This window comes from Shinella sp. S4-D37, from assembly GCF_040812195.1.
In the GTDB taxonomy this organism is placed as follows: Bacteria; Pseudomonadota; Alphaproteobacteria; order Rhizobiales; family Rhizobiaceae; genus Shinella.
Map to the genome: position 1 here is coordinate 1,677,902 of NZ_JBFNXL010000005.1, position 23,733 is coordinate 1,701,634.

The 23,733-nt window shown below is 67.6% G+C and carries 22 protein-coding genes; 11 read left to right on the plus strand and 11 right to left on the minus strand.

The window, feature by feature from the left end:
- Positions 1 to 2: 2 nt before the first annotated feature.
- Positions 3 to 413 carry a hypothetical protein gene (locus AB3G45_RS15550; RefSeq protein WP_367831433.1) on the minus strand — a complete coding sequence of 137 codons (411 nt, stop codon included), beginning with the start codon at positions 411 to 413 and terminating at the stop codon, positions 3 to 5.
- Between the two features lie 667 nt (positions 414 to 1,080).
- On the opposite strand from AB3G45_RS15550, the gene thrS reads away from it, so the two are divergent.
- Together thrS and AB3G45_RS15560 are read left to right on the plus strand one after the other, a co-directional pair.
- The gene (thrS, locus tag AB3G45_RS15555; protein WP_367831434.1) at positions 1,081 to 3,054 is read left to right on the plus strand and encodes a threonine--tRNA ligase; all 1,974 of its coding nucleotides are present in this window, start codon (positions 1,081 to 1,083) and stop codon (positions 3,052 to 3,054) included.
- Between the two features lie 238 nt (positions 3,055 to 3,292).
- A complete protein-coding gene (locus tag AB3G45_RS15560) occupies positions 3,293 to 4,129 on the plus strand; it encodes a lysophospholipid acyltransferase family protein (RefSeq protein WP_367831435.1) in 837 nt (278 codons plus the stop codon).
- A 6-nt stretch (positions 4,130 to 4,135) separates the two neighbouring features.
- Here the strand turns inward: AB3G45_RS15560 and AB3G45_RS15565 are convergent, their stop codons facing one another.
- Positions 4,136 to 5,128, minus strand: a complete 993-nt coding sequence (locus AB3G45_RS15565; protein WP_367831436.1) for a hypothetical protein — start codon at positions 5,126 to 5,128, stop codon at positions 4,136 to 4,138.
- Between the two features lie 101 nt (positions 5,129 to 5,229).
- On the opposite strand from AB3G45_RS15565, the gene AB3G45_RS15570 reads away from it, so the two are divergent.
- Positions 5,230 to 5,814, plus strand: coding sequence for a nitroreductase (locus AB3G45_RS15570; RefSeq protein ID WP_367831437.1), 585 nt, complete (start codon positions 5,230 to 5,232; stop codon positions 5,812 to 5,814).
- 4 nt (positions 5,815 to 5,818) lie between these two features.
- Positions 5,819 to 6,418 carry a flavin reductase family protein gene (locus tag AB3G45_RS15575; protein WP_367833591.1) on the plus strand — a complete coding sequence of 200 codons (600 nt, stop codon included), beginning with the start codon at positions 5,819 to 5,821 and terminating at the stop codon, positions 6,416 to 6,418.
- Here the strand turns inward: AB3G45_RS15575 and AB3G45_RS15580 are convergent.
- A complete protein-coding gene (locus AB3G45_RS15580; protein ID WP_367831438.1) occupies positions 6,373 to 7,038 on the minus strand; it encodes a hypothetical protein in 666 nt (221 codons plus the stop codon). The genes AB3G45_RS15575 and AB3G45_RS15580 overlap by 46 nt on opposite strands.
- 127 nt (positions 7,039 to 7,165) lie before the next feature.
- Between AB3G45_RS15580 and AB3G45_RS15585 the strand changes: the two genes are divergently transcribed.
- Positions 7,166 to 8,293 (plus strand): DUF2336 domain-containing protein, encoded by a 1,128-nt coding sequence (locus tag AB3G45_RS15585; protein WP_367831439.1) that lies wholly within the window; start codon positions 7,166 to 7,168, stop codon positions 8,291 to 8,293.
- Positions 8,294 to 8,310: 17 nt separating this feature from the next.
- Here the strand turns inward: AB3G45_RS15585 and AB3G45_RS15590 are convergent, their stop codons facing one another.
- Together AB3G45_RS15590 and parE are read right to left on the minus strand one after the other, a co-directional pair.
- The gene (locus AB3G45_RS15590; protein WP_367831440.1) at positions 8,311 to 8,736 is read right to left on the minus strand and encodes a hypothetical protein; all 426 of its coding nucleotides are present in this window, start codon (positions 8,734 to 8,736) and stop codon (positions 8,311 to 8,313) included.
- Between the two features lie 70 nt (positions 8,737 to 8,806).
- Positions 8,807 to 10,831: a DNA topoisomerase IV subunit B gene (gene parE, locus AB3G45_RS15595; RefSeq protein ID WP_367833592.1), complete on the minus strand. Its 2,025-nt coding sequence runs from the start codon at positions 10,829 to 10,831 to the stop codon at positions 8,807 to 8,809.
- Positions 10,832 to 11,084: 253 nt separating this feature from the next.
- On the opposite strand from parE, the gene AB3G45_RS15600 reads away from it, so the two are divergent.
- Positions 11,085 to 11,969 (plus strand): alpha/beta hydrolase, encoded by an 885-nt coding sequence (locus AB3G45_RS15600; protein WP_367831441.1) that lies wholly within the window; start codon positions 11,085 to 11,087, stop codon positions 11,967 to 11,969.
- Positions 11,970 to 11,973: 4 nt separating this feature from the next.
- On the opposite strand, the gene AB3G45_RS15605 is transcribed toward AB3G45_RS15600, so the two are convergent.
- Both AB3G45_RS15605 and AB3G45_RS15610 read right to left on the minus strand, forming a co-directional pair.
- Positions 11,974 to 12,570: a hypothetical protein gene (locus tag AB3G45_RS15605; protein WP_367831442.1), complete on the minus strand. Its 597-nt coding sequence runs from the start codon at positions 12,568 to 12,570 to the stop codon at positions 11,974 to 11,976.
- 13 nt (positions 12,571 to 12,583) lie between these two features.
- Positions 12,584 to 14,170, minus strand: coding sequence for a caspase family protein (locus tag AB3G45_RS15610; RefSeq protein WP_367831443.1), 1,587 nt, complete (start codon positions 14,168 to 14,170; stop codon positions 12,584 to 12,586).
- 150 nt (positions 14,171 to 14,320) lie between these two features.
- Between AB3G45_RS15610 and tpiA the strand changes: the two genes are divergently transcribed.
- The 3 genes from tpiA (at position 14,321) to AB3G45_RS15625 (ending at position 17,457) form a co-directional block, all read left to right on the plus strand.
- Entirely contained in the window at positions 14,321 to 15,091 is a 771-nt protein-coding gene (gene tpiA / locus AB3G45_RS15615; RefSeq protein ID WP_367831444.1) for a triose-phosphate isomerase, read from the plus strand.
- Positions 15,092 to 15,238: 147 nt separating this feature from the next.
- The gene (secG, locus tag AB3G45_RS15620; protein WP_367831445.1) at positions 15,239 to 15,682 is read left to right on the plus strand and encodes a preprotein translocase subunit SecG; all 444 of its coding nucleotides are present in this window, start codon (positions 15,239 to 15,241) and stop codon (positions 15,680 to 15,682) included.
- 146 nt (positions 15,683 to 15,828) lie between these two features.
- Positions 15,829 to 17,457, plus strand: a complete 1,629-nt coding sequence (locus AB3G45_RS15625) for a CTP synthase (protein ID WP_367831446.1) — start codon at positions 15,829 to 15,831, stop codon at positions 17,455 to 17,457.
- A gap of 50 nt (positions 17,458 to 17,507) precedes the next feature.
- Here the strand turns inward: AB3G45_RS15625 and AB3G45_RS15630 are convergent, their stop codons facing one another.
- Positions 17,508 to 18,731: an MFS transporter gene (locus AB3G45_RS15630; protein ID WP_367831447.1), complete on the minus strand. Its 1,224-nt coding sequence runs from the start codon at positions 18,729 to 18,731 to the stop codon at positions 17,508 to 17,510.
- A gap of 119 nt (positions 18,732 to 18,850) precedes the next feature.
- Here AB3G45_RS15630 and AB3G45_RS15635 point away from each other — a divergent pair, with 119 nt between their 5' ends.
- On the plus strand, positions 18,851 to 19,441 hold the full coding sequence (locus AB3G45_RS15635) for a TetR/AcrR family transcriptional regulator (protein WP_367831448.1): 591 nt from the start codon (positions 18,851 to 18,853) through the stop codon (positions 19,439 to 19,441).
- A gap of 7 nt (positions 19,442 to 19,448) precedes the next feature.
- On the opposite strand, the gene AB3G45_RS15640 is transcribed toward AB3G45_RS15635, so the two are convergent.
- The 3 genes from AB3G45_RS15640 to AB3G45_RS15650 all read right to left on the minus strand — a co-directional run bounded on the left by AB3G45_RS15640 (position 19,449) and on the right by AB3G45_RS15650 (position 22,841).
- Entirely contained in the window at positions 19,449 to 20,600 is a 1,152-nt protein-coding gene (locus tag AB3G45_RS15640; RefSeq protein ID WP_367831449.1) for a ceramide glucosyltransferase, read from the minus strand.
- A 220-nt stretch (positions 20,601 to 20,820) separates the two neighbouring features.
- Positions 20,821 to 21,366, minus strand: a complete 546-nt coding sequence (locus tag AB3G45_RS15645) for a cysteine hydrolase family protein (protein WP_367831450.1) — start codon at positions 21,364 to 21,366, stop codon at positions 20,821 to 20,823.
- A gap of 86 nt (positions 21,367 to 21,452) precedes the next feature.
- Complete coding sequence (locus AB3G45_RS15650) at positions 21,453 to 22,841, minus strand: NAD(P)/FAD-dependent oxidoreductase (protein WP_367831451.1); 1,389 nt, start codon at positions 22,839 to 22,841, stop codon at positions 21,453 to 21,455.
- On the opposite strand from AB3G45_RS15650, the gene AB3G45_RS15655 reads away from it, so the two are divergent.
- Positions 22,840 to 23,733, plus strand: coding sequence for a VOC family protein (locus tag AB3G45_RS15655; protein ID WP_367831452.1), 894 nt, complete (start codon positions 22,840 to 22,842; stop codon positions 23,731 to 23,733). The genes AB3G45_RS15650 and AB3G45_RS15655 overlap by 2 nt on opposite strands.

Sequence of the window (23,733 nt, forward strand, 5' to 3'; positions counted from 1 at the left end):
CCTCACGCGACGGCATTGCGCGGCGGCGGGCAGAGGGGATCCTCCGGCCAGTCGTCGTCCTCCTCCAGGGCGCGGTTTCGCTCTTCGCCGAGCCGGTCCAGCGCCTCCGGCGTGTAGCCGGCGGCGAGCATTGCCTGTTCGTAGCGGTCGCAGAGCACCTTCCAGCCGGCAAGCAGGCTCGCCTGCGTGGCGTCGTCGCGCACGCAGGGCGGAAAGGTCTTGAAGAAGGTCGTGGCGATCTCGTCGGCGGGATAGCAGCCGGTGCAGCGCTTGGCCCGCTGGCATTTCGGCAGGCGGCAGGTGCGGTGGTGGCCTGCTTCCGTCGCTGCTGCGCGAAGCTCCGGCTGGACGCGCCGGATGTGGCGGCGCTCCAGCGCACTCATCGTGGTCGCTACGTCCTTCAGCTCGTCCATCGCTCCTGCCTTTCATGATGCGGCCATTCCGGCCTTGCCTGCGGGCGTGCGAAAACGCCCCGCAGGCGCTCCATCGGGTTTGCTCATGTCCGGAGAACCGCGCGAAAGCGTTGCCTCAGGGATATGGGATGTGCGGCATCGCTTTCGCGCGGCCCAAGGCGTTCTTCGGAGACGGTCCGGTCTCCTTCAGGCGCAAAACTGCTTCGCTGCGCAGTTTGTTGGCGCATATGCCTTGCGGACATGCACCCCATCCTGCTTGCATGGCGGACCCAAACCGACCCCGCAAGACCCGGGGAAGGGGGAAGCCTGTCACAACGGAAATTCGCATTCCCGCAGCGTTCTGCGCCTCTTCCGCCCCTGCCGTACGTTTCGGCAGAAGACGAAAGCGCCTCCTCCCGCCCGCATCGACACGTTACGCGATCCGTCCGGCGGCGGAAGGAGGTTTAGGATAGCGCGGGTTTTGGGGGTGGGGAAAAATAACTCGTTCCTTGCCCTCCTCGGCTACCATTACTCTCGCAATAATCGCAATCTCAGTATTGGAGGTTCCTTAACCCTTCCAATCCCCCCAAAATCCCCTTATACCGCGCGACGCACGCGCCGGCGCATCCGGCCACTTCCCTCGCATACCACCCGCATTCGTTGGCGGGACTGGATAGGAGATTCTTTCATGTCTGCACCCGTTTCCCTCACGTTTCCCGATGGCTCCGTTCGCGAATATCCCGCGGGCTCGACGGGGCGTGATGTGGCCGAGGCGATTTCCAAGTCGCTGGCCAAGAAGGCGATTGCCATTGCGCTCGACGGCGAGCTGCGCGATCTCTCCGAGACCGTTTCGAACGGCCGGATCGAGATCGTCACGCGCGAGGACGACCGGGCGCTGGAGCTGATCCGGCACGATGCCGCGCATGTGATGGCCGAGGCCGTGCAGGAGCTCTGGCCGGGCACGCAGGTGACCATCGGGCCGGTCATCGACAACGGCTTCTATTACGATTTCGCCAAGGACGAGCCTTTCACGCCGGACGATCTGCCCAAGATCGAAAAGCGCATGAAGGAGATCATCCAGCGCAACAAGCCCTTTACCCGGGAAGTGTGGTCGCGCGACAAGGCGAAGGAGGTTTTTGCTTCCAAGGGCGAAAAGTACAAGGTCGAGCTGGTGGATGCGATTCCCCCGGGGCAGGACCTGAAGATCTATTACCAGGGCGACTGGTTCGACCTGTGTCGCGGCCCGCACATGGCCGCGACCGGCCAGATCGGCACGGCCTTCAAGCTGATGAAGGTCGCGGGCGCCTATTGGCGCGGCGATTCGAACAATCCGATGCTGACGCGCATCTACGGCACCGCCTGGCGCACGCAGGAGGAGCTCGACACCTATCTCAACATTCTCGCCGAGGCCGAAAAGCGCGACCATCGCCGGCTCGGGCGCGAAATGGACCTGTTCCATTTCCAGGAGGAAGGGCCGGGCGTCGTCTTCTGGCACGGCAAGGGCTGGCGCATGTTCCAGACGCTCGTCGCCTATATGCGCCGTCGCCTCGCCGGCACCTATGAAGAGGTGAACGCGCCGCAGGTGCTCGACAAGTCGCTCTGGGAAACGTCCGGCCACTGGGGCTGGTATCGCGACAACATGTTCAAGGTGACCGTCGCCGGCGACGAGACCGACGACGAGCGCGTTTTCGCGCTGAAGCCGATGAACTGCCCGGGGCATGTGCAGATCTTCAAGCATGGCTTGAAGTCCTATCGCGAACTGCCTGTGCGGCTTGCGGAATTCGGCAACGTGCATCGCTATGAGCCTTCCGGCGCGCTGCACGGGCTGATGCGCGTGCGCGGCTTCACGCAGGACGATGCGCATGTCTTCTGCACCGACGAGCAGATGGCGGCCGAATGCCTGCGCATCAACGACCTCATCCTCTCGGTCTACAAGGATTTCGGCTTCGACGAGGTGGTCGTGAAGCTTTCGACCCGGCCGGAAAAGCGCGTCGGCTCCGACGCGCTGTGGGACCGGGCGGAAAGCGTCATGATGGACGTGCTGAAGCAGATCGAGGCGCAGTCCGGCGGGCGCATCAAGACCGGCATCCTGCCCGGCGAGGGCGCGTTCTACGGGCCGAAGTTCGAATATACGCTGAAGGACGCCATCGGCCGCGAATGGCAGTGCGGCACGACGCAGGTCGACTTCAACCTGCCGGAGCGGTTCGGGGCGTTCTATATCGACCAGGCGTCGGAAAAGCGCCAGCCGGTGATGATCCACCGCGCCATCTGCGGCTCGATGGAGCGCTTCCTCGGCATTCTCATCGAGAACTTCGCCGGGCACATGCCGCTGTGGATCGCGCCGATGCAGGTGGTGGTGGCGACCATCACCTCCGAGGCGGACGATTATGCGCGGGAAGTGGCGGAGACGCTGCGCGATGCGGGCATGACCGTCGAGACCGATCTTCGCAACGAGAAGATCAACTACAAGGTCCGCGAGCATTCGGTGACCAAGGTTCCGGTCATCATCGTCTGCGGCAAGCGCGAGGCGGAGGAACGCTCCGTCAACATCCGCCGCCTCGGTTCGCAGAACCAGACGGTGATGTCGCTGGAGGAGGCGATCGCGACGCTGTCGCTCGAAGCCATGGCGCCGGACCTGAAGTGCAAGCTCGGCAAGGCGTGAGCCTTCCCGGCAACTGTCGGAAAACTGCAATAGTCCCGTGCTAGTGAGCGCGGGATCAGGCTGGCGACAGGCCGTGCTCCGCCTCCTCCGTCATCCTCGGGCTTGACCCGAGGATCCACCTTCGTTCGAGGGTTTGGATCCTCGGGTCAAGCCCGAGGATGACGGAGGAGAGGGCGTCGCAGGTCGAGGGTCGAAGGTCTCGTGCACCCGGCACGGGACTTCTTTTTCGGGGAACACCGTGCGGTTCAAGGAACTCTCCTACGCCAACGAAAACGATCCGCGCCTCAAACGATGGTTCATCCGCTCCATGGAAGGCCTTGCCGGGCGGGGCCGCTACGCCCGGCTCTACCATGTCTGGCGCAGTTCGATCGTCGGGCGGAGCGCGCGGGTGTTCGGCGACATGCTCGACCTCATCGATGTCGGGCTGCGGGTGGAGGGCGCCTGGCCGCCGCCGGGACTGCCCGAGGGGCCGGTCGTCATCGTCGCCAACCATCCCTTCGGCATCGGCGACGGCATCGCGGTGCTGGCGCTCGCCGAGCAGCTCGGCCGGCCGTTCAGGGTGATGATCCACAACGATCTCCTCAGAGTGCCGGAAATGCTGCCCTATGCGCTGCCGGTCTCCTTCGAGGAGACGAAGGAAGCGCTGGCGCTCAACATGAAGACGCGCGCCGAGGCCGTGCGGCTCCTCAAGGAGGGCACGACGGTGATCGTGTTTCCGGCGGGGGGCGTGGCGACGGCGAAGAAGGTGTTCGGCCGGGCCGAGGACCTGCCGTGGAAGATGTTCCCGGCAAAGCTCATCCAGTCGGCGAGGGCGAATGTCATCCCGGTCTATTTCGAGGGGCAGAACGGCCGGCTCTTCCATCTCGCCAGCAAGGTCTCGCTGACGCTGCGCCTGTCGCTTTTGATCCGCGAGTTCCGCAGGCTTTCCGGTTCGACGATCGCCGCGCGCATCGGCGGCGTGATCCCCTGGGCGGAGCTGGATGCGGGCGACCGAAAGACCATCATGGCGCGGCTCTACGAGGCCGTCTTCGCCATGGCGCCGCGGCCGCGCCCGTTCCTGCGGCGCGCCGGCTGAACTGTTTTAGTCCGCCACATCCTCGGCGGCGGCCTTCTCCTCGTTGGCGTTCTCGTCGAGCAGCACCTCGACATCGGTGTTGACGCCGGCCTTCACCGCGAAATCGCGCTGGTAGATCTTGTTCTTGTTGCGGGCGACGGCGATGTAGCTGCCCTCGGCCAGCACCAGCGTCGGGAAGGCGCCGACGCTTTCGCTGACGGTGTCGCCCGAGGAGGTGAGGATCGACCAGGCCGTATCGGCGATCGCCTCGCCGCCGGGCTCGGAGACGAGCTTCAGCGTGAGTTTCGCGGCGCGGTGCTGGATCGTCGCGCGCGTCAGCTTGCCGGCCTCGACCTGGATGTCGGCGCGGATCACGGCATTGACCGTGCCGTAGTCGGAGACGACGTGATAGGTGCCGGCATTGAGGCGCACCACGGAGTTCGGCTTCACGTCGGCGACGACGAGGTTGCGCTCGCCGTCCTCGCGCACGTCGGCGGCGAAGACCGAGAAGGAGAGCTCCTTCGGCGGAATGCGCACGTCCGAGCCGGAGACGGCGTTCAGCATGATGCCGCCGGCATCGAGCACCATGACCTGCTTGTCGACGTCGCCGCTATCGGGCACGACGAGCTTCTTGGTGGCGCCGGCGCGGCCGAAGGCGACGTTGACGAAATATTCGCCGGGCACGAGCTGGAAGGCGGCCGAGCCGCCCTCGGAGGTGGCCAGCAGCGGCAGCTTGCCGTCGGCGCCGGGGATGGGCGAGAAGACGCGCCAGGTCAGTCCGTGCTGCATGGCGCTGCCGTCCTTGGTCAGCAGCGCCTCGCAGCTCACGTCCCTGAGGTTCGCCGGCGTCGCCTCGCCCGCCACGATCGGGTTGAACGAGGTGAGCTTGCCGCCTTTCGTGGGCGTGGCGATCTGCGAAAAACTGTCCAGCGCCTCCTGCGCACGGGCCGGGGCGAACGACGAGGCGAGGCTGGCCACGGCAAGGCACGCGGCGAGGACGGGACGGGCGGGCATGCGCATGGGGACGGTTGACTTCCTGACTGTAAGGCTCCACTTGAAGACCCGGCTAATGGCATTTTCAAGGCCGCGTCCGTGCGCCAAGGTATTGGAACTCCCGCCCGATGAAAACCGAAATCAAGCTGATCGATTATCTTTCGACCCGCCGGTCGATCCCCGCCTTCCAGATGAGCGGACCCGGCCCCGCGAAGGGCGAGGTGGAGGAGATGCTGACGCTCGCCTCGCGCGTGCCCGACCACGGCAAGCTCGCCCCCTGGCGGTTCATCGTCTATCGCGGCGAGGAGCGCCGGCGCATCAGCGAGGAACTGGCCGCCATCGCGATCGCCGACAAGCCGGACCTTTCCGACGAGATGGTCAAGGTGGAGAACACGCGGCTCACCCGCGCGCCCGTGGTGGTCGCCGTCGTCAGCCGCGCGGCGCCGCATTTCAAGATCCCGGAATGGGAGCAGGTGATGTCGGCGGGCGCCGTCTGCCTCAACCTCGTCATGGCCGCCAATGCGCACGGCTTCGCCTCGAACTGGCTGACCGAATGGTACGCCTTCGACGAGCGCGCCTATCCGATCCTCGGCGTGACGGCGGGCGAGAAGGTCGCCGGCTTCATCCATATCGGCACGCCCACCGTGCCGCCGACCGAGCGGCCGCGGCCGGAGCTTGGCGAGATCGTCACATGGGTCGGCGATGAGGCCTGACGCGCTGTTCTACGAGACGGCGCAGAACGCCCACGGCCTGAAGCACGATCCCTTCAAGGCGATCGTCGCGCCGCGGCCGATCGGCTGGATCGGCACGAAGGCGGCGGACGGGCGGCGCAACCTTGCGCCCTATTCGTTCTTCAATGCGGTGGGCGACCGGCCGAAGCTGGTGATGTTCTCCTCCGGTGGCCACAAGGACAGCGTGACGAATATCGAGGAGACCGGCGTCTTCACCTGCTCGCTGGCCGGCCGGCATCTCGCCGAGGCGATGAATGCGAGTTCGGCGGTCGTGCCGCAGGACGTCGACGAGTTCGCGCTTGCCGGCCTGACGCCGGTCGCCGGCCGCCTCGTCGATGCGCCCTATGTCGGCGAGGCCCATGCGGCGCTGGAATGCCGCATGACGCAGACCTTCCGCCCCCTCGATCTCGACGGGCGGGAGACGGACAACTGGGTGGTGTTCGGCCAGGTGGTCGGCATCCATATCAGCCCCGAGATCCTGCACGACGGCATGGTCGACATGGGCGTCGCCCGCCCGCTCGGCCGCATGGGCTACATGGATTATTGCGACGGCGGGGCGGGCGTCTTTTCCATGATGCGGCCGTAGACGGTCCGGATCGTCGCGACCTGCGCCGCGTTCCCGGCAAGGGCGCCGAAGAAGCCGTCGTCGCGCGACCGTTCGCATGCCTTTTCCAACGCCTCTCCCACCCTGTCCGGTAGCGAATCATAGGCCGGCAGGCCGGCCGCCGCGGCGGCAAGGAGGGCAGCGCTGCGCGCTGCGGCGAAGACGGCGGTCCATTCGCCGGCCACGGTGAGGGCGCGTTCTGCGCCGAGGGTGCGTTTGAGAACCTTCTGGTCCCAGACCAGAGCGGCAAGCCGCGTGGATTTTGCCGCCAGGTCCTCGCATGAGACGGGGGCGGGCAGGATGCCGTCGGTGATCGCGAGGATGGGGGTGGCGCCGTCCGCGCGGCCTTCCTCTGCTTCGGCGACGGACAGGAGGGCGGCGAGGCGTTGGATATCCGCGCCCGTCCGCCAGCCGGCAAGGGCGAAAGCGGCTGCGCCACCGCCGATGGCGCGGCGGAGAGTTTCGACGCCGATCGCCGCGTCGACATGGACGATGCCGTCTTTCATGCCCCGATCGCCGGCGCGCACCAGCGTGCCGCACCCTTCGCGAAGGGCGGGGAGGATGTCTGTCGCTTCGACAAGCGCGCGGGGCAGCGGTTTCATGGCCTTTCATAGGCGCGGGCCCCTAGGCCTGGCAATGACCATCCGGTTAACGGCTATGGTGAACCAATCTTAAACACTTTGGCGCTAGCGTGTTTCCAGTAGGTTTTCCAGGCGTTTGGGGCGTCCATTGATCGTTCATGCTTTTCTCCGTTGGGTCGAGACCGCACGGGCCGCCGACCGGGCCAAGGCGGCCAGCGTGCTGGCCCGGGCCTATGCGCGGGCGCGCATTTCGGCGGAAGACCGCCGCGGCGCGGAGATGGCGATGATCTTCCTGCTCGACGATCCGGCGCCGAAGGTGCGGCTGGCGCTCGCCGAAGCCCTTGCCGATTGCGACGACGCACCGCGCGCCGTCATCCTGCCGCTGGCCGAGGACCAGCCGGAGATCGCCGCCCATGTCATCCTGCGTTCGTTGCTGCTGACGGATGGCGACCTCGTCGACCTCGCCGCCAAGGGCAGCGCGACGACGCGCATGCTGATCGCCCATCGCGCCTTCGTCTCGCGCCCCGTTTCGGCGGCGCTGGCGGAAATCGGCGATGTGCCCGACGTGCTGGTGCTGCTGGAGAATGCCGGCGCCGTCCTTTCGCGGCGCAGCCTGGCGCGCATCGCCGACCGGCTCGGCGACGACGCGGAGATCCGCGCCCTGCTGCTCGACCGCGACGACCTGCCGAGCGATGCGCGCCATGCGCTGGTGGAGAAGATCGGAACCGCACTGGCCGGTTTCGGCCTCATTCAGGCGGCGGTCGGCACGAGCCGCGTCGAGCGCATCACGCGCGAGGCCTGCGACCTTGCGACGATCGGCATGGCGGGCGAGATCCCGGCGGCCGAAATGCCCGCGCTCGTCGAGCACCTGCGGCTGACGGGCCGGCTGACGCCGGTCTTCCTGATGCATGCGCTGTGCACGGGGCGGGCCGAGTTCTTCGCGGCCGCCATCGCCGACCTTTCCGGCCAGGCGGAGCGGCGCGTGCGCTCCATCCTGTCCGACGGGCGCGAGGCGGCGGTGCGCGCGCTCTACGAGACCGCCGGCCTCGGCCGGGACATCGGCGCGCTCTTTGCCGAGGCGACGATGCTCTGGCGGCGTGAGGCGAAGGGCGGGGACGGCGGGCTTTCGGTTTCCGAGCGCCTGCTCTCGCAGGCGCGGACGGCGGGCGATGCCTCCTGCCGGTCCATGCTGGAGCTTGTCGAGCGGCTGGCCATCGCCGAACAGCGCCAGACGGCGCGCAGCTACGCCCTCATCGCCGCACGCGAGGCGGCGTAGGCCCAACGCTTCGGGTCTCAGTCGGCGAAGCGCTTGACCACCCAGGAATAGCCGTCCTCGGCATAGCGCACCGGCGTGGTGACGGCGGCCTTCAGGTCGGCCTCGCCGAGAATGGCCTTCTTCACGAAATTCAGCGCGCGGATCGCAAGGCCCTGGCGGGCCTCGGCCGTCCGGGCCGGCACGGAAACCTCGGCCGCGGTCGCCGGCGGCGTCTCATCGACGGAGGGCCTGGCGACATCCGCGGTGATGCGGTCGCCGGAGCTTTCGCAGACCGCCACGATGACGGGATAGTTCTTGTCCTGGTGGCGGTTGATCCAGGTCTCGGCCTGCGCGTCGCATAGCGCCACGGTCTGCCAGCTCTTGCCGACCGTATCGATATAGTGGCACCGGGTCGCGCTGTCGTCGCAGCCCATGATCGTCATGACGATGAGCGCAGCTTTCATGGCCGTCCTTTCGGGGCTTGTTTCCGGCGGTTAGAGGCATGCTTTGCCGCGAAAATAAGGCGCGACTGGCTCAGATATCGAGGTTGTCGGCGAAGACGGCGCGTTCGGTGATGAAGCGGAAGCGGGCTTCCGGCTTGGTGCCCATCAGGTCGTCCACGGCGGTGCGCGTGCCCTCGAAGTCGACGTCGTCGATCGCCACCTTCAAAAGCGTGCGCTTCCTCGGGTCCATCGTGGTTTCCTTGAGCTGCGCCGGCAGCATCTCGCCGAGGCCCTTGAAGCGGCCGATCTCGACCTTGCCGCGGCCGTTGAACTCGGTGCGCATCAGTTCCTCGCGATGCGGGTCGTCGCGAGCATAGAGCGTCTTGCCGCCCTGGCTGAGGCGGTAGAGCGGCGGCACGGCGAGATAGAGATGGCCGCCGCGGATGAGATCCGGCATCTCCTGGTAGAAGAAGGTGATGAGCAGCGAGGCGATGTGCGCGCCGTCGACGTCGGCATCGGTCATGACGATGACGCGATCGTAGCGCAGGTCGTCCTCGCGGTATTTCGAGCGCGTGCCGCAGCCGAGCGCCTGCACCAGGTCGGAGATCTGCTGGTTGGCGCCGAGCTTTTCCCGGCCGGCGCTGGCGACGTTGAGGATCTTTCCGCGTAAGGGGAGGATCGCCTGGTTGGCACGGTTGCGCGCCTGCTTGGCCGAGCCGCCGGCCGAATCGCCCTCCACGATGAAGAGTTCGGCGCCGTCGGCGGAATTCTGCGAGCAGTCCGCGAGCTTGCCCGGCAGGCGCAGCTTGCGCACGGCGGTCTTGCGGCTGACTTCCTTTTCCTTGCGGCGGCGCAGGCGCTCTTCGGCGCGCTCGATCACCCAGTCGAGCAGTTTTGCGGCTTCGCCCGGATTGTCGGCGAGATAGTGGTCGAAGGGGTCGCGCAGCGCGTTCTCGACGATGCGCTGGGCCTCGACGCTGGCGAGCTTGTCCTTCGTCTGGCCGACGAATTCCGGTTCGCGGATGAAGACGGAGAGCATGCCGACGGCCGAGATCATCACGTCGTCGGTGGTGATGGCGGCGGCGCGCTTGTTCTGCGTCAGCTCGGCATAGTTCTTCAGGCCCTTGGTGAGGGCGATGCGAAGGCCGGCCTCATGCGTGCCGCCGTCGGCCGTCGGGATGGTGTTGCAATAGGAGTGGATCAGCGAATCGCCGCCGTACCAGGTGACGGCCCATTCCAGCGAGCCGTGGCCGCCCGACTTCTCGCTCTTGCCGGCAAAAATCTCGCGGGTGACGGTATAGTCCTTGCCGAGCGTCGCCTGGAGATAGTCCTTGAGGCCGCCGGGGAAGTGGAAGACGGCCTTTTCCGGCGTTTCGGAGCCTTCGGGCAGCAGCGAGGGATCGCAGCTCCAGCGGATCTCGACGCCGCCGAAGAGATAGGCCTTGGAACGAGCCATGCGGAAGACGCGGCCCGGATCGAAACGCGCATGCGCGCCGAAAATCTCCGGGTCGGGATGGAAGCGCACCTTCGTGCCGCGCCGGTTGTGCACGTCGCCGAGTTCTTCTAGGCCCCCGACCGGCTTGCCGCGCGAAAAGCGCTGGCGGTAGAGCTTCTTGTTGCGGGCGACCTCGACCTCCAGATGGTCGGAGAGGGCGTTGACGACCGAGACGCCGACGCCGTGCAGGCCCCCCGAGGTCTCGTAGGCCTTGCCGTCGAACTTGCCGCCGGCGTGCAGCACGGTGAGGATGACCTCCAGCGTGGATTTTCCCGGCATCTGCGGGTGGTTCTCCACCGGGATGCCGCGGCCGTTGTCGGTGACGGTCAGGTAGCCCTCGGCGTCGAGATTGACCTCGATGAAATTGGCATGGCCGGCGACGGCCTCGTCCATCGAGTTGTCGATGACCTCGGCGAAGAGGTGGTGCAGCGCCTTCTCGTCCGTGCCGCCGATATACATGCCGGGGCGCAAGCGGACCGGTTCGAGCCCTTCCAGCACGCGGATCGCCGAGGCGTCGTAGCCGCCGGTGCCCTCGCTCGGCGGCGCGGGACGCGCCTCGCGGGCAGGGGCGGCTGCCGCTGCGGGCTTTTCGACCCGTGGCGCGACGGGCTGGGAAGGCATGTGGGCGAAGAGGTCGTTGCTGTCGTCTTGCATGGGCCGTTCAGATTTTGTTCCGTTTGCCGGTTTCCCGCCGGTCCGTGGCGGATCGGGGTCGGGCGCAGAAGAGGTGGTTACGCGAATCACTTGCGATCCTGCCAGATTCCGCGGGCTTTCGCGATTCCGGGACGGCGCGCCGCCGCGCCTATCGCTGCCTGAGGATTGCGTTGCGGGCGGGCGGATGGCAAGTATCGCAGCCTTCAGGGAGCCACAGTTCATGCGCCAGTCCACAGTTCATTGCCTTTCCCGGCTGTTTCTGGCCGCGGTGCTCGCGTGTTGCATGGCCGGCGAGGCGGCGGCGCTGAGCCTGAAGCCCTGGAAGGACGACCTGTTCGGCTACGGCACGGTGGTGGAGACGAGCGACGACGGGGCGCTGCGCGTCGTCGACTACCAGGAGATGCGCGACATCAACGGCCGCGACCAGGTGCCGGAGCGCCGGGTGAAATCGGCCTATGTCTCGACGGCGGTGAAGAAGGCGCAGAAGAACGCGGCGATCGGAACGCCGGCCGGGCCGATCGACGTCGCGATGACCGGCAAGGCGGAGGGCGCGGCCTTCACCGTCATCTTCATCCACGGCCGCGGCGGCGACCGGCGGCTCGGCAACAACGACTGGAACTTCGGCGGCAACTTCAACCGGCTGAAGAACCTCGCGGCGCAGAACGGCGGCGTCTATTACGCGCCGAGCGTGCCCTCCTTCGACGACAAGGGCGCGGCCCGCGTTGCCGGCCTCATCCTGACGGCCAAGGCGCTGTCGCCGCAGGCGCCGGTCATCCTCGCCTGCGCCTCGATGGGCAGCTTCATCTGCGCCCGCGTGGCGCGCGATCCGGCGGCGGTGAAGAGCCTTGCCGGCATGGTGCTGATGGGCGGGGCGGCGGACGGGGACTATGCGAAGACGGCCGCCTTCAAGGCGAGGCTGCCGGTCTTCTTCACCCACGGCGACAGCGACGGCGTCTATGCCGCCAACGACCAGATCGCGGTGTTCCGCAAGCTGCGCAAGGCCGGCGTGCCGGCGCGCTTCGTGCTGTTCCAGACCGGCGGCCACGGCACGCCCGTGCGCATGACCGACTGGCGCGAGACGCTGAACTGGCTGTTTTCGCAGTAGACATTCAGGCCGAGCGCAGCAGCACCTTGGTCGAGCCGACGGCGGCGGCGATCTTCTGATAATGGGCCGAGCGCTTTTCCGAGTTCTCGCCGGCGCGCAGCAATTGCGTGGTCGCCTCCTCGATGACGCGGCTCGCCTGCTGCATCGCCTGGTTCAGCTTCTCCTGCTTGATGGCGGTGTAGACCTTGGCCTCGCGCAGCCGCGCGTTGCGCCGCGAGCGCTGTTTCTTCACCCTTGTATCGGCATTGGCGGACTGGATGGTGCCGAGCCGGCTTGCCGCGCGGCCGACGATCTGCCGCGCCTGGGCATAGGCCGGGCCCTGCGGGATGCGGCGCGCGATGTCGAGCATGCGCTGGCGCAGGCAGTCGATGCGGTAGACCCGGTCGTAGCTGCCGCATTCGGAGCGCGCGGCGGCGAGATTGGCGATGATGGCGTTGGTGACGAAATCGCTCGGCGTCGTCTCGCCTTCCGTGCGCGAATCGCTCGCGCCGTGGCTGGGATTGTCGGTGGACTGGCCGTAGCCGTCGGAAACGCCGGTGAGGGCGAGCGCGGCGGTGAGGACCGCGGCGTAAAGGCCTTGCATCCGTCTGGTCGAAAACATGAGATCCCCCTTGCTACTGCGTCTGGCCGAAGGCGATGCGCATGCTGCGCTGCGTGCCCGCGCCGATGTCGCCGTCGATGGCGCCGGCATAGAACCGGTTGCGCCGCAGCTCCGCCTGGAGCGCGCGGCGCGTCGCCGGCTTGAACATGGTCGGGCGGGTGGTGAGCTGCTCCAGCACGTCGTTCACGCCCGAGCGCAGCGCGCTGTAGAGATAGGCGGCGGCGTCCTCCGGCGTCTTGCCCGGCACCAGCCCGTCGTCGATCAGCGCGGCGACGTTGAACATGGCCTGCGGGTGGCGCAGGTCCGCCGCGCGGATGAACAGCTCCACCGCCGTCTTCGGATCGCGCGCCAGACCGTCCGCGCCCTGGTAATAGAGGAAGCCGAGATCGTTGATGGCATCGGCGAAGCCGAGATCGGCAGCGCGCCGGTAGAGTTCGATCGCCTCGGGCACGTTCTGCGCCGTGCCGATGCCCTTCTCGTGGAGCTTCGCCAGCTCGAACATCGCCTCGGCATCGCCGGCCGCCGCCGCCTTGCCGAAGAGCGCGAAGGCCTTTTCCGGCTGGAATTTTGCCGTGTCCGGCGTCAGCGCCATGTAGCCGAGGCCGATCATGGCGCGGGTATTGCCTTCGCTGACGAGCGCTGCGAGCTGCACCTCCTGGTCCGGCTTCAGCGCCTGCCATTGCGCGGCCTTGTCGGAAGGGTCGGCGACGGCGGCGTCCTTGCCGGCGAGGAAATAGGGCGCGCCCGACAGCGAGCCGTAGAAATGCGGCTGCTGGCGATTGGCGGTGAGCGCCATCACCCGGTCGCGGACCTGGCGGAAGACGAGGCCGATCTCGACATCCGGCCGCGGCAGGCTTTCCAGGATGGCGGTGGCGAAGGGACTGTGCGCGCCGTCGCCGTCGAGCGCCACCTTGCCGCCCTCCGCGGCATAGACGACCATCATGCCCTGGGCGGGATCGGGCGGCGAGAGGCCGGCGCCGCCGAATGTCATGTCGTTTGCCGCCGCCGCGCCGACGAGGGTGGGGAACGGGTTGTTGCGGCAGGAATCGAGGATGACGACGCGCAGTTTTCGCGCGCTTTCCACGCTGGCGAGGATAGATGCGAGGCTGACGGCCTGCTGCGGTATCGTCGCCGGGTCGTCGACCGAAACGTCGATCGGCACGAGATAGTTCTCGCCCGCCGCCTCCACGCCGTGGCCGGCATAGTAGACGAGCGCGATCTCCGCCGTCTCGGCCTTGCGCGCGAAGGCGACGATGGTGTCCTGCAGGCGGGCAAGCGGCGCGTCGACCATAAGATCGACGGAGAAATCGAGCCGCTGCAGCATGTCGGCGACGGCCTCGGCATCCGCGGCCGTGTTGCGCAGCGGCGCTATGGACGTGTAGGCCGACATGCCGATGACCAGCGCGACGCGCTTTGCCGCGATGGAGGGGGCGGCCTGCGCCGTCTCGGCGGTCGTGCCGGCCTCGACCCGGGTCCTGATGCCCATCAGGCCGCGCGTCTTCTCCTCGGCGGTCGGGGCCTGCGCGAAGACGCCGCCGGCGAGGAAAAATCCCGCCAGCAGCATGAGGAAACAGCCTGTCAAGGACCCTGTGCGCGGCATCGTCGCCTTCCCCTCGGCGCCCCCCGCGCCTTGGAATGGTACGGCTGAGGCGGGCGGCCTATTCGGTCCACCCGGAACTATCCGGCTTTTCTTGCGGCCTTCGATTTGCTACGCCGCAAGCCACGCGAATTTCAAGGACAGGGAGGTCTCATGACACCGGATGTAACCCCGCTCGTTGCCGGAAACTGGAAGATGAACGGCACGCGCGCATCGCTCGACCAGATCAAGGCGATGGCCGAAGGCGTGAAGGGGCCGCTTTCCGACAAGGTCGAGACGCTGATCTGCCCGCCGGCGACGCTGCTCTATGTCGCCACCGCGCTCTGCGACGACAGCCCGCTGATGATCGGCGCGCAGGATTGCCACGAAAAGGCCTCCGGCGCGCATACCGGCGACGTCTCGGCCGAGATGATCGCCGACTGCTTCGGCACCCATGTCATCGTCGGCCATTCCGAGCGCCGCACGGACCATAAGGAAAGCGACGCGCTGGTGCGCGCCAAGGCGGAGATAGCCCATGCGAACGACCTCGTGGCGATCATCTGCATCGGCGAGACCGGCGAGGAGCGCAAGGCGGGCCGGACGCTCGACGTGCTGAAGGCGCAGCTTGCCGCCTCCGTGCCCGACGGCGCGACGGCGGAAAACACCGTCATCGCCTACGAGCCCGTCTGGGCGATCGGCACGGGGCTGACGCCGACGGCCTCCGACGTCGAGGAGGCGCACGCCTTCATGCGCGCGGAGCTGACCGGCCGCCTTGCCGGCGAGGGGGCGAAGATGCGCATCCTTTACGGCGGCTCGGTGAAGCCGGGCAATGCGCAGGAACTGATGGGCGTCGCCAATGTCGATGGCGCGCTGATCGGCGGGGCGAGCTTGAAATCGGACGATTTCCTCGCCATCTACCGCGCATACGAAGCGCTGACCGCCTGACTTTCACAATGCCCGCTTCGGGGCGCCCCTGATCCGCTTCGGCCAAAACGGCGGGCGGATCGACAGCTAGGGCTTGGAATGGTGCGCGGCTTGGTATATTGAGCCGCGAACCTGACATTTGGGCCATCTGGCCGGGATACCGAAAACATGCAGACCATCTTGCTCGTCATCTATCTCATGGTCGTCGTCGCGCTGATCGGCGTCGTGCTGATCCAGCGTTCCGAAGGCGGCGGCCTCGGCATCGGTGGCGGCTCCGGCTTCATGTCGGCGCGCGGCACGGCCAATGCCCTGACGCGCACCACGGCGATCCTCGCCGCGCTGTTCTTCGTGCTGGCGCTCGGCATGGGCATCTTCGCCCGCTACGAGACGCAGCCGACCGACATCCTCGACCGCATCCCCGGCACGACCGGCACCGGCGGCGTGCTCGACGCGCTCGGCGGCGCATCGCAGGGCGAGGGCACCCAGAACAACCAGACTCCCGCGACGACCGGCACCGACGCCGTTCCGACCGAAGGCGGCGCGGCAACCGGCACCGGCAACACGCCCGCGACGGGCACGGAGCAGAATTCCGGCGTCCCGAGCGGCCAGTAAGCCGCAGGACCGAAAACGAACCGGCCGGTTGGCGAAATCCAACCGGCCTTCTTCTTGTGTAAAACGCCGATTGCGCCTTCCGAAATCACGCCCAAGGTGATTTTTCGGTGGCGGAATCGATTTTGAAAAGGTATCCGGTGACTCCCATGGCGCGATATGTATTCATCACAGGCGGCGTGGTCTCCTCCCTCGGAAAAGGCATTGCCGCCGCTGCACTCGGAGCTCTCCTTCAGGCCCGCGGCTACCGCGTCCGCCTCAGGAAGCTGGACCCCTATCTCAATGTCGACCCGGGCACGATGAGCCCGACCCAGCACGGCGAGGTGTTCGTCACCGACGACGGCGCGGAAACCGACCTCGACCTCGGCCATTACGAGCGCTTCACCGGCCGCTCGGCCACCAAGACCGACAACATCACCACCGGCCGCATCTACAAGAACATCATCGACAAGGAACGCCGCGGCGACTATCTCGGCGCGACCGTGCAGGTCATCCCGCACGTCACCAACGAGATCAAGAACTTCGTCACCGAGGGCAATGAGGAGTACGATTTCGTCATCTGCGAGATCGGCGGCACGGTGGGCGACATCGAGGCCATGCCGTTCATCGAGGCGATCCGCCAGCTCGGCAACGACCTGCCGCGCGGCACCGCCGTCTATGTCCACCTGACGCTGATGCCCTATATCCCGGCGGCGGGCGAGCTGAAGACCAAGCCGACGCAGCACTCCGTCAAGGAACTGCAGGCGATGGGCATCCATCCGGATATCCTGCTGGTGCGCGCCGACCGCGAGATCCCCGAGGCCGAGCGCAGAAAACTCTCGCTGTTCTGCAACGTGCGCCCGACGGCGGTCATCCAGGCGCTCGACGTTGCATCGATCTACGACGTGCCGCTCGCCTATCACAAGGAAGGCCTCGACGACGAGGTTCTGGCCGCCTTCGGCATCGAGCCGGCGCCGAAGCCGCGCCTCGAAGCCTGGCAGACCGTTTCCGACCGCATCAAGACGCCGGAAGGCGAGGTGACGATCGCCATCGTCGGCAAGTATACCGGCCTCAAGGACGCCTACAAGTCGCTGATCGAGGCGCTCTACCACGGCGGCATCGCCAACCACGTCAAGGTCAAGCTCGAATGGATCGAGTCGGAGGTCTTCGAGAAGGAGGACCCGGCGCCCTATCTCGAAAAGGTGCACGGCATCCTCGTTCCCGGCGGTTTTGGCGAGCGCGGCTCCGAGGGCAAGATCAACGCGGCGCGCTTTGCCCGCGAGCGCAAGGTGCCCTATTTCGGCATCTGCTTCGGCATGCAGATGGCGGTCGTGGAAGCGGCGCGCAACCTTGCCGGCATCGACAAGGCGTCGTCCACCGAATTCGGCAAGACGGCGGAACCCGTCGTCGGCCTGATGACGGAATGGGTGAAGGGCAACGAACTGGAAAAGCGCTCGGCTTCGGGCGATCTCGGCGGCACGATGCGTCTCGGCGCCTATCGCGCATCGCTGAAGGGCGGCACGAAGATCGCCGACATCTACGGTTCGACGGAGATTTCCGAACGCCACCGCCACCGCTACGAGGTGAATATCGACTACAAGGACCGGCTGGAAGGCTGCGGCCTCGTCTTCTCCGGCATGTCGCCGGACGGCATCCTGCCGGAGACGGTCGAATATCCCGACCATCCGTGGTTCATCGGCGTGCAGTACCATCCGGAACTGAAGAGCCGCCCGCTCGATCCGCACCCGCTCTTCGCGAGCTTCGTGGAAGCGGCGCTGGAACAGAGCCGCCTCGTTTGAGGATTGTTTTGAGGCCACGAAAAAGCCCGGCAGCGATGCCGGGCTTTTTGTCATTCGGCGGCCTGTGCCAGCGGGCATTCTTCGCTCCCGCAATCCTCTCCGGCAAGCACCCGCTGGCCGATGGCGATGGTGAGCGCCGCGCCGAGGCCGGCGGCGACGGAGACCCACAAGCCGTTCTGGGCGCCGAACGTGTCCACCGCCCAGCCGGCGACGAAGGCGCCCAGCGCCATGCCGATGCCGATGCCGGTCGTCACCCAGGTGACGCCCTCCGTCAGCATGGCGGACGGCACGCGGCGCTCGACGAGGCCGAAGGCGGTGATGAAGGTGGGCGAGATGGCGATGCCGCTGACGAAGACGGCGAAGGCAAGCAGCGGCACCGTGCCGGCGAAGGGCAGCGGCAGGGCGGTGAGCGCCAGCACGGCGACGGCGATCATCAACTGCTTCTGCAGCGCCATCCTCGGGTTCAGCGCGCCGAGGACAAGGCCGACGACGAAGGAGCCGACGGCATAGACGCCGATGACGAGGCTGGCGGCATTCGGCTGGCCGAGCTCCTTGGTGATCGCCACGGCCGAGACCTCGGCGGTGGCGAAGGTGGCGCCGACGAAGATGAGGGCGAGCGTGATGATCTGCACCGGGCGCAGGCGGATCGCCGATGTCTGCGGCGCGCTGCCGGCGACGTGCTGCACGGCCGGTTCCGTCGCGCGCTGCAGCACGAAGGCGAGCGTGCCGAGGGCGAGGAAGGCGGTGCTGATCAGCATGCCGGCCTGCGGGAAGAGCACGACGGCAAGGCCGACGGAGAGCGAGGCGCCGGCGATGTAGACCAGCTCGTCGGCGGCCGATTCGAAGGCGAAGGCCGTGTTGAGCTCGGGCCGATCGCGAAAGATCTCCGTCCAGCGGGCGCGCAGCATGGCCGGCATCGAGGGCATGGCGGCGGCGAGGAAGGCGGCGGCGAAGAGCGTCCAGATCGGCCAGCCCTGGTGGGTAGCGGCGATCAGCGCGAGGAAGGCGAGGACGGAGACGATGGTCGCAGGCGTCAGCACCGCCGACTGGCCGAAGCGGTCGACGAGGCGGGAGACCTGCGGCGCGATGAGCGCATTGGCGAGCGCGAAGGTGGCGGAGACGGCGCCGGCGAGCCAGTATTCGCCGTGCGTCTGCGAGAGCATGGCGACGATGCCGATCGGCGCCATGGCGATGGGAAGGCGGGCGAGGAAGCCGGCGGCGGAGAACGCCCTGGTTCCCGGCACGCTGAAGATTTCCTTGTAGGGGTTGGACATGGCCTGCTCCTGGAAAGGGACGGGTTCTATAATTACATACGCAGCGTATGTCGAAGAGATAGTTGCATACCTGGCGTATGTCAAATAAAATACGCGACGTATGTGAATGAGGAGACGCCATGCGCAAGCCGCGCGAGGAAATGATCGCTGAGACACGGGCCAAGCTGATCGCCGCCGGGCGGCAGGCCTTCGGCACGGTGGGCTATGCCGCCGCGTCGATGGACGATTTCACGGCCGGGGCCGGGCTGACGCGCGGCGCGCTCTACCACCATTTCGGCGACAAGAAGGGGCTGCTCCAGGCGGTCATCCAGGAGATCGACGCGGAAATGACCCTGCGGCTCAACCGGATCTCGGCCGAAGCGCCCAACCGCTGGCAGGGCTTCGTCGCGGAATGCGTCGCCTATATCGAGATGGCGCTGGAGCCGGAGATCCAGCGCATCATGTTCCGCGACGGGCCGGCCGTGCTGGGCGACGTTTCGCAATGGCCGACCAACAATGGCTGCATCGCCGCCCTCAGCCGCAGCATCGCGCAGCTGAAGGCCGACGGCGTGATGGCGGAGATCGACACGGAGGCGGCCGCCCGGCTGATCAACGGGGCGAGCAGCCACGCGGCGCTGTGGATCGCCAAGTCCGACGATCCGGAGGACACCTCGAAGCGCGCCGTCAGGGGGTTCCGCACGCTGCTGGATGGGCTGCGCGTCAACGCCTGAGGGGCGCCTACGGCCCCGCCGGTGCCTCTTTCAGCTCGCAGGCATTCGTCCCGATCGTCATCGTGTTGCCGCGCCAGTCGATGGCGCCGCCGATCCAGGCGCGCAGCCAGATGGCCGGCATCATGACGTCCCGCACCATCATCGCCGGCACCGACCAGACGGAAAGCCGCCAGCCCTTGGCCAGGGCAAGGGCGGTCTCGGGAAGGTAGAGGCCGGCAAGCACGGCAAGCACGGCGGGCAGGAGCGGCATATCGTCCGTCAGCACCGCCGCGAGTATGAGAAGCAGCGGCGGGACGGCGCCGAGCAGGATTTCCGGCGTGAAGAAGGCGGGGAAGGTGACGCGGCGCAGGCGCGACCAGCGGCCCTGGCGCGACCAGACCTCCTGCCCGGAGCGCCGGCCGAGCGGCTGCTCGAAGGGCGAGGAGACGAGGTGCACCTTGAGGCCGAGCCGGCTGACGAGCTTGGTGGAGGCGGCGTCCTCGGCGATCTCGGCATTCAGCGCCTGGATGCCGCCATTGGCATCGAGCATCGGCTTGTACCAGAGCATGCTCTTGCCCTGCGCGAAACCGAGGCCGAGCGCCTCGCCGGCATATTGCCAGCGCGCCTGCTGGGTGTTGAGGAACATGCATTCCACCTCGGCCCAGAAGCCGTCCGGGCGCGAGCCGAGCGGCGTCGAGCAGACGAGGCCCGAATCGCTGCGCCAGCCGCCCATCAGGTGCCGGATATAGTTCGGCGGCATCAGGACGTTCGAATCGGCGAGCACCACCCAGTCGTGCCGCGCCGCCTGCCAGCCCTTGACGCAATTGTTGAGCTTCGGATTGGCGCCGATGCGGTCGTCGCCGACGAGGATGCGCGCGGCGACATGCGGATGGGCGGCGGCCGTCGCCTCGATCAGCGGCACGATGGGGTCGCCGCAATGGGCGACGCAGAACAGAAGCTCGTAGTCCGGCCAGGTGAGGCGGAAGGCGCGCTCCAGCGTCTCGGCGGAAAAATTCTCGATGCCGCGCACGGGGATGACGACGGAGACGGGCGGCGTTTCCTCGATCTCGGGCGGCGCCGCATCCGTCGGCTTCAGCCGCCGGCCGGCGATGAGGATGCTGAGGAGATTGGTGGCGACGAGGGCGCCCGAGGCAAGGGCCAGGGCCTGAGCCGTATCCATTCACGCGTACTCCGCTGGGCGCCGGATCGCGGCCGCCGGGGTGCATTCACGCGGGAAGAGACACCATTGTCGCATGACAGGCGAATGACGGGCGGGTTGGATGGGTTTTGGCGGCGCGCGGTATGGGAAGGAACCGTCGCCACATCCCCTTCTCCCCGGCGGGGAGAAGGGAGGAAAGGCGATCTCGAACTCCAGACGGCATCGCCCTGCCGTCTCAGGGCTACGCCAGGAAGTCGGCGGTGGTGGTGACCTTGCCGTAGCCGAATTCCAGCGCCGACATGATGGTGGCGTGGACCTGGGCGGCGGGGACGCGCGAATCGCCGAAGGCCTTGTCGCGCGTGGCGCAGGCATCGTGCACCACCGTGAGATTGTAGCCGAGGTCGGCGGCGGCGCGCGCCGTCGCGTCGATGCACACGTCGCTCATCGCGCCGACGACCACCACATCCTCGATGCCGCCCGCCCGCAGCGTCTCGTCGAGCGCCGTCTCGCGGAAGGAATTCGGGTAGTTCTTGACGATGACCGTGTCGTCCTCTCGCGGCGTGACGGCCGGGATCGGCTGGATGCCCTCGGTGCCCGGCGCGAAGAGCGGCGAGGCGGCGTCCGTGGCAATGTGGTGGACATGGACGATCCGGTCGCCCCGGCCACGCCCGGCCTCGACGATGCGCGCGGCATTGGCGGCGGCGGCATCGATGCCGGTCAGCGCGAAGCTGCCGGAGGAAAGATAGTCCTTCTGGAGGTCGACGATGATGATGGCGCGCTTGCTCATGGCGGCTCCCTTGCGTTCGCGATTGATGCGGGGGGGGGTTCCGCCGCCGGACGCGATTTCGCAACGGCGAATTTGCCGCGGCGGCGTCAGGCCGGCCGGCCGCGGAAGGCGAAGAGGTCGGCATCCGCATCGGCATGGCCGGCGATCTCGGCCGCGACGATCTCGGCGGCGATCTGGCTGAAGGTGATGCCGTTGCCGCCGAAGCCCATGACGGCGAAGACGTTTTCGAGGCCCGGCACGCGGCCGATCAGCGGCAGGCCGGTGCGGGTGGTGCCGAAGGGGGCGGCCCAGACATGGTCCGGCTCGGGCAGGGCAAGGCCGAGCACGGCCTCGGCCTTGCGGCGGATGGCCGCCGCCTTCTTCCGCAGCTTCGTCGCGGAGGCGTAGGCCTCGGCGCTGTCCTCGTCCTCGCCGCCGACGATCAGTCGCCCGTCGCGCGTGCGGCGGAGATAGAGGTAGGGATCGGCTCCCTCCCAGACGATGCAGTCCTTCAGCCAGTGCGGCAGCGGGGTGCCGGGCGGCGTCGCGAGCGCCCAGGTGGAGACGATGGCGTGCTCCCTGTCGGCGACGGCCTCCAGGAATTCGTAGCCCGAGCAGAACACGGCATGGCCGGCAGACAGGATCCGGCCGTCGGAAGTCGCCAGGAAGACGCGGTCGCCCGTCGCGCGCAGGTCGGTGATTTCGAGCGGGCTGGCAAGCTCCACGCCGCGCGCCATCGCCGCGCGCAGGATGCCGGCCGCCATCTGGGCCGGGTTCGCCGCGGCGGAGATATCGCTGAGGATGGCGCCGGTGCGCTGGATGGAAAAGCGTTCGGCAAGGGTGGCGGCGTCCAGATAATCGGCCGCGATGCCGGCGGCGCGGCGGGCCTCGACCTCGGCCGCAAGGGCCCTGTGGCCATAGACGTCGCCGGCGAGGAACAGCGTCTGCTTGCGCGCGAAGCCGCAGGACAGGCCGAGATCGGCGACGGTCTCGCTGAGGCGCTCGACGGCGCGGGCCGAGCGCTGCCAGGCGCGGCGGGCTTTTGGCGCGCCGATCATCTGCGAGAGCCGGGAGAGGGGGATGTCGATCTCGTGCTGGATCATCGCGGTGCTGGCAAGCGTGCTGCCGTGCACGGGGACGCGCCGGTCGACGACGAGGATGGAGCGCCGTCCGTCCGCCAGCGCATGGGCCACAAGCGCCCCGGAAATGCCGGCGCCGACGATGATGACGTCATGGTCGGTCTGCGACGGCCTTTGCCGCGCGCGCAGCGCAAGGCGCGGCGAGCCGGCCCAGAGGGGACGGGATTCGTGCAGGTCGCGCTGGCGGGTGATGTCGCGGGATCTGGAAATGGGCCGGCTCCGGTGCGGGGACGCGGCGGGAATGGCCGGCGAACGGAAAAGTTCCCGCGCGGCGCGGCGGGCCGTGCTGGCGCTTGCATTGCGCGCCGAAAGCGGGCAAAGCACGGGGCGCCTGAAACACGCCGGATTTTTCGCCATGACCGTGAGTTCGAGAACGCCCCGCCCGATCGACCATCTGGTGCTGCCGGTGTCCGACCTCGGGGTGGCGCGCGCGCGCCTGGCCGAACTCGGTTTCACCGTCGCGAAGGACGCCCGCCACCCGTTCGGCACGGAGAACTGTTGCGTTTTCCTCGCCGACGGTTCCTATCTGGAGCCGCTCGGCATCGCCAATCGCGAGGAATGCGAGGAAGCGGCGCGCGGCGGCAACGTTTTCGTGGCGCGCGACCAGACCTTCCGCTTCCGCCGCGGCCTCGAGGGCTTTTCCGGCATCGCCATGGCGAGCGGCGACGCCTGGGAGGACGACCAGCGCTACACCGATGCCGGCCTTTCCGGCGGCGAGGTGCTGGAATTCTCCCGCGACATGCTGCTGCCCGACGGGACCAGCGCGACGGGCAGCTTCCGCCTTGCGTTTGCCGCCGACCTGCGCAGCCCCGATTTCTTCTTTTTCGCCTCGCAGCGCATCCTGCCGCTGCCGGCCGACCGCAAGTCGCTGGAAGCGCACGAGAACGGCGTCGTCGCGCTGTCTGAGGTCGTGCTGTCGGAACAGAACCCGACGGATTTCCAGTATCTCGTGCAGGAAGCGGCCGACGAGCGCGCGGTCGAGGCGCTGTCCTTCGGCATGTCCGTCGACACGCCGCGCGGGCGCATCACCGTGCTCAACGATGCCGGCCTCGACGGGTTCTACGGCATTGCGCCGGTCCCCGGCACGGACCGCGGCCTGAAAGGGCGCGCGGTCGTCTTCAAGGTTGAAAATAGAGCGGAATGCGAACGCCTGCTGACGAAGCGCGGCGTCGCCTTCCAGAAACGGGACAACCGTCTCCTCGTGCCGCCGGCACCGGGGCAGGGCGTCCACTTTGTCTTCGGAGAATAA

Excerpts from the sequence above, each read along its gene's own strand:
- AB3G45_RS15625 (WP_367831446.1), top strand. The coding sequence starts at position 15,829 with ATGGCGCGATATGTATTCATCACAGGCGGCGTGGTCTCCTCCCTCGGA.
- AB3G45_RS15655 (WP_367831452.1), top strand. The coding sequence starts at position 22,840 with ATGACCGTGAGTTCGAGAACGCCCCGCCCGATCGACCATCTGGTGCTG.
- AB3G45_RS15550 (WP_367831433.1), bottom strand. The coding sequence starts at position 413 with ATGGACGAGCTGAAGGACGTAGCGACCACGATGAGTGCGCTGGAGCGC.
- secG (WP_367831445.1), top strand. The coding sequence starts at position 15,239 with ATGCAGACCATCTTGCTCGTCATCTATCTCATGGTCGTCGTCGCGCTG.
- AB3G45_RS15650 (WP_367831451.1), bottom strand. The coding sequence starts at position 22,841 with ATGGCGAAAAATCCGGCGTGTTTCAGGCGCCCCGTGCTTTGCCCGCTT.
- AB3G45_RS15600 (WP_367831441.1), top strand. The coding sequence starts at position 11,085 with ATGCGCCAGTCCACAGTTCATTGCCTTTCCCGGCTGTTTCTGGCCGCG.
- AB3G45_RS15630 (WP_367831447.1), bottom strand. The coding sequence starts at position 18,731 with ATGTCCAACCCCTACAAGGAAATCTTCAGCGTGCCGGGAACCAGGGCG.
- thrS (WP_367831434.1), top strand. The coding sequence starts at position 1,081 with ATGTCTGCACCCGTTTCCCTCACGTTTCCCGATGGCTCCGTTCGCGAA.
- AB3G45_RS15565 (WP_367831436.1), bottom strand. The coding sequence starts at position 5,128 with ATGCGCATGCCCGCCCGTCCCGTCCTCGCCGCGTGCCTTGCCGTGGCC.
- parE (WP_367833592.1), bottom strand. The coding sequence starts at position 10,831 with ATGCCTTCCCAGCCCGTCGCGCCACGGGTCGAAAAGCCCGCAGCGGCA.
- AB3G45_RS15570 (WP_367831437.1), top strand. The coding sequence starts at position 5,230 with ATGAAAACCGAAATCAAGCTGATCGATTATCTTTCGACCCGCCGGTCG.
- AB3G45_RS15605 (WP_367831442.1), bottom strand. The coding sequence starts at position 12,570 with ATGTTTTCGACCAGACGGATGCAAGGCCTTTACGCCGCGGTCCTCACC.
- AB3G45_RS15590 (WP_367831440.1), bottom strand. The coding sequence starts at position 8,736 with ATGAAAGCTGCGCTCATCGTCATGACGATCATGGGCTGCGACGACAGC.
- AB3G45_RS15640 (WP_367831449.1), bottom strand. The coding sequence starts at position 20,600 with ATGGATACGGCTCAGGCCCTGGCCCTTGCCTCGGGCGCCCTCGTCGCC.
- AB3G45_RS15645 (WP_367831450.1), bottom strand. The coding sequence starts at position 21,366 with ATGAGCAAGCGCGCCATCATCATCGTCGACCTCCAGAAGGACTATCTT.
- AB3G45_RS15610 (WP_367831443.1), bottom strand. The coding sequence starts at position 14,170 with ATGCCGCGCACAGGGTCCTTGACAGGCTGTTTCCTCATGCTGCTGGCG.
- AB3G45_RS15580 (WP_367831438.1), bottom strand. The coding sequence starts at position 7,038 with ATGAAACCGCTGCCCCGCGCGCTTGTCGAAGCGACAGACATCCTCCCC.
- AB3G45_RS15635 (WP_367831448.1), top strand. The coding sequence starts at position 18,851 with ATGCGCAAGCCGCGCGAGGAAATGATCGCTGAGACACGGGCCAAGCTG.
- tpiA (WP_367831444.1), top strand. The coding sequence starts at position 14,321 with ATGACACCGGATGTAACCCCGCTCGTTGCCGGAAACTGGAAGATGAAC.